Below are 3,018 nucleotides of genomic sequence, written 5' to 3' on the forward strand. Positions count from 1 at the left end.
CAAATAATTACATCAAGTTAGCACCATTACTCCAAACCGGAGCGTTTTTAAGTATTTAAAGCGCCTTGGCAGCTTGGATTCGACTGACATTCCGGCGCATGTTGACCCCTTTAATATAGATTTTCGGCAATATTCCGGAGCATGTTGATCCCCACGGTTGATGTTCTGGAGCATGTTGACCCCTCTGATCGATGGTTTTGGTTTTTTAGCGGACATTTTCGATAATCGCTAACTATAATCCAATTGCTGGAAAACCTAAATCTATGAGTCAGATAAAGCAAATGATCATACTTAACAGACAGGGAAAGGGAGTCAAAACAATCGCCCGTATGCTGGATATCAGTAAGATACATCCTTACTCTGTTACACGGATACTTGCTGCTGGACTAGTCTATTGGATTCTCTAGCTTAAATAATGGTATATTTTCATGGCTTAAAATGTTAAAGAAGAGGTGGGGACCTTGAGTTCTGTTGAATGCAGGATCCACTCTGGGTGAATCCGGTAGTTTGGTAGGAAGCAACAACTGCTTCCACTTTTCTTGGATTGCTCGTCTCATTGGTTTGTTTTTGATGCAAACTTATTGGTTCAAATTAGTGCACGAAACATGTGATTGCTCGGGTGGATACCGATAAATGACTATTTTATAAATTGGATCAATTCACAACCATTAAATTTAAAAATTCAAAATAATCTTTAATTTTCTTTTCATTCCCTTGTTCGAAAACCTCTATACATGACAAGTTGCCATTTCTTATAAATCCAAGCTCAGGAAAAAAATCATGAGGTACAATTAATTGATTATTAGCAATATCAAGGATTTCAATATTTTCCATTCGAGTAACATCCTGCAATGAAAAGCGTACTTCCCTTTCTTTAATATTATCGTTTTTTAAAACTATAATATTTTTAAAACTATTTTTTTTATAAAATATAGACAAATCTTGTACTAAATCCTCAAAGCAATTAAAACAAGAGGAATTTGGTATTACAAAAAGTATGGCATTAGTTTCAACTGGAAATTTATTACTAAAGGATGAATAGAAAATATTACTATTCAGCCCTTCATTAACCATTTCGCCAAGCGTTTTTACTTGCTTAACATCGCTAATTACCTTCTCCTCACCTTTGTTGCAACCAAGTAAAAGTATAAAAAATACTAAATATCTATTTTTCATTGAATATAATTATAATTGGATTATCACCGTCTTGGGTGTTAAAAACTTTCTGATTTTCTCCTATGACACTAGACTCTGAGGTAATAGATAGGTAACCTTTACCATTTCCAAATGAACCTATTCTCATTTCTTCATCTATTGGAAATGCAATTTCCTGGCCTTTATAATTGAATTTTATTATTTGGCCTGAGGTTAATTTATTGTTTTTCTTATCATATATTGAAAAATATGGTTTGCCAGAATTGAAAAACCTATATATTAATGAATTATTTGATTCGAATATATTGCCTATATTAAAAGACTTATCAGTTGAATTTATGTAATTGAAAACATCTACTATAGATGTATATCCTTTATTTACCAATTCCCCTTCTAATACTCGCTTATCTTTGAAATCGATGACGTATTTAATGCTTGATTCTCCATTTTGATTTATGTTATAGATTGTATCATTAAAAGAATTAACGAAATCTAAATCACCCGTCTCTAATTCAGAAAAATAGTCATGTCTGAAAATATGTAGGTAATCTGATTTTTCTATATCAAATCCCATGGTTGTTTCCTCTAAAGAATATCCTGTAGCTAAGTTTTTCCCAGAAAATCTAAACAAAGAGTAAGGTTCTTTAACTACCATCATATATCCTGGGCTGCCGATTAAGCCAGTTTCAAGTTTTTCCAAACCAAATAGAGGATAGTCTAGATCATAATTTATTTCAAAAATGAGATTGTAATCAAACTGTGATATTCTTCTATGATGTGAATCATAAATCCAAAGACGATTCTCATTTTTAAGCAGGATTAAATCCGTTAGATTTTTAATTGCATTTGGTCCATCTTCACCTCTTTTTACTTTTAAAATATACTTTCCTGTTTTATCAAATTTATAAACTGCACCTCCGCCCAAAATAAAATAGAAATCATCAAATACAATTTTATGTGTATAATCAATAATGGAACTGTCAGAAGATTCCAAATTAATCACTTCAATTATTTCAAAATAATCGCTAAAATTTACCACATCGGCCACACTGGTATGAGGTTGCGATATAACAATGTGTTTTTCATTGTTATCTTTTGAACTACAACGTATGAGCAATAAAGTGAGTAAAAGAAAAAAAATATTTTTCATGAATAGTCTGTTATTAAAAGAAATAAGCACAGGCAAAATGACCTGTGCTCCGAATAATTTTTGAATCAACAATATGCTGCATAGCAACAATCACTATTAGTACCTGCACAACAATACCGAGATCCAGAAGAATTAGACATTAAAGGCCCACATGCATTGTAATCTGGATCACATAGGGGCGGTTCTTCTTCAAATGCCGCCGCTTGTGGGATAATTGAGTCCATAATTAACCCTCTTTCATTTGTATCAGATACTAAATCAGTTACAAATACTGCCATAAAGGCAAAAGCCAGACTAAACAAAAGTGTTTTGATTTTTTTATTCATGATGAAATTATTGAATTTTTAAAATTTAAGTTGATATTAATATATTTTTAATTTTTTAAATTTCCAAATTCTTATGTTATTTTTGTGTCAACTTTATCAAATGTGACATTATTTCTTAAGTTTTTCCTCCCCGTAAGCTTAAACGCACTGACGACCTCCTTTTTCTTGCCCAGGTAGCTTCTGCCCTGCGTTTTCTGTTTCTTTGCCCCCTACCACGAATTCGTCTACACGGACATCCCCCCCCTCCATCGTAATGGTGCTAATTTAAAGTTTTTATTATCTTAGCTGCATCATTAAACTGAGACAACATGAAGCTAAACAGATCGCTGGCGATAAGCACCAGTATTCAAGAGTGTAAAATGGGCGACATCATAGGGTTGTTGGAGT

Annotated in this window: 4 protein-coding genes; 1 reads left to right on the forward strand and 3 read right to left on the reverse strand. The window is 32.7% G+C overall.

Annotated features, from left to right (window positions below; genetic code table 11):
* Window positions 1-263: 263 nt before the first annotated feature.
* Window positions 264-407: a hypothetical protein gene (locus tag BVH04_RS25600; RefSeq protein WP_169714496.1), complete on the forward strand. Its 144-nt coding sequence runs from the start codon at window positions 264-266 to the stop codon at window positions 405-407.
* Between the two features lie 247 nt (window positions 408-654).
* On the opposite strand, the gene BVH04_RS23145 is transcribed toward BVH04_RS25600, so the two are convergent.
* The 3 genes from BVH04_RS23145 to BVH04_RS23155 all read right to left on the reverse strand — a co-directional run bounded on the left by BVH04_RS23145 (window position 655) and on the right by BVH04_RS23155 (window position 2,631).
* Window positions 655-1,176 carry a hypothetical protein gene (locus BVH04_RS23145; protein ID WP_086543840.1) on the reverse strand — a complete coding sequence of 174 codons (522 nt, stop codon included), beginning with the start codon at window positions 1,174-1,176 and terminating at the stop codon, window positions 655-657.
* Window positions 1,166-2,305: a 6-bladed beta-propeller gene (locus BVH04_RS23150; protein WP_086543841.1), complete on the reverse strand. Its 1,140-nt coding sequence runs from the start codon at window positions 2,303-2,305 to the stop codon at window positions 1,166-1,168. Before BVH04_RS23150 ends, BVH04_RS23145 begins: the two co-directional genes overlap by 11 nt.
* A 65-nt stretch (window positions 2,306-2,370) precedes the next feature.
* Window positions 2,371-2,631 (reverse strand): hypothetical protein, encoded by a 261-nt coding sequence (locus tag BVH04_RS23155; protein WP_086543842.1) that lies wholly within the window; start codon window positions 2,629-2,631, stop codon window positions 2,371-2,373.
* Window positions 2,632-3,018 lie beyond the last annotated feature (387 nt).

The organism is Algoriphagus antarcticus, from assembly GCF_002150685.1.
GTDB lineage: Bacteria > Bacteroidota > Bacteroidia > Cytophagales > Cyclobacteriaceae > Algoriphagus > Algoriphagus antarcticus.